General features: G+C 54.2%; 1 protein-coding gene. It reads right to left on the minus strand.

From position 1 onward, the window contains the following. On the minus strand, nucleotides 1-797 hold a 797-nt coding region (locus tag ACTHUR_RS12170; RefSeq protein WP_440398737.1), incomplete at its 3' end, for an ATP-grasp domain-containing protein. Between the last annotated feature and the right edge of the window lie 174 nt (nucleotides 798-971).

The raw sequence follows: 971 nt of genomic DNA on the forward strand, positions 1-971 counted from the left end.
ATATGGGCAACCGCGTTTTCAGCGGTATGCAGGTAAAGGGCGGGTTCGATCAGTTCCAATTCGTTGAGCAGTAATCTTTCGCCAATCAGCGTCCCGTCTATGCGGGCGTATGCCGGTATTTGGGGCAGCATTGCCAATATCTGCCGTGCGGTTTCGACTGCTTTTTCCGGCGGCGCGGCAGGGCTGACGGCGACTCCGTAGGCGGAATTGGCGCGCCATTCGCCTTGGGACGGCATACGCAGTACGGCATGGCTGAAATGCCCGTCAAAAAACACCAGCGAAGTTTCGCCCGCCGTTTCGATTTCGCGGATATAAGGCTGGACGATGACGCCTTGCGGATAATCCTCCGCCTTCAACGACACTTCTCCTGCCCTGATTTTTGCCACACCGCGCCCGCTCTGCCCGATAACGGGTTTGACGACCGCTTCCCGCCAGCCCCGATTCTCTAAAACTTCTTCCAATTCTTCTTTTTCAGATGACGTCTGCACACTCGGAATCACGTCCGCCCCCCATTCTGCCAAATCGCACAAATAACGTTTGTCCATGTTCCAACGCATCAGCCCGACGGGGTTGATAAACCTTTGCCCGCCCGCTTCCGCTTCTGTCAGCCACTGCCCAAACGCTTCAGGCTCCGCCGCATAATCCCATGCGCACAAAGGCAGGATAAAGGCGGATTTCGGGCAGTTTTGCCAGGGTGTGAAGGCGGTGGGTATGCCGTCCCGTGTCAGCGCGTCCGCCAACGGCAGCAGGTTGGATGGCGGTTCGGGGTAGGTAAGGCAGGTGGTAATTGTCAGCACGGCGGACTTTCGAAAAATGAAATGACAGAATATTGAAAAGGGGTTATGTCTTTGCTTGATATTTCAGACGACCTTTTATCGGGCAAACGGCAGGCGTTGTTTGAACACTAAACACCATCACGCTTGCAATAAAAACTTCCCTGAGTAACGGAACTTTTCCGTTTATTTTAAACC

It is taken from the genome of Neisseria sp. P0021.S007, from assembly GCF_051956855.1.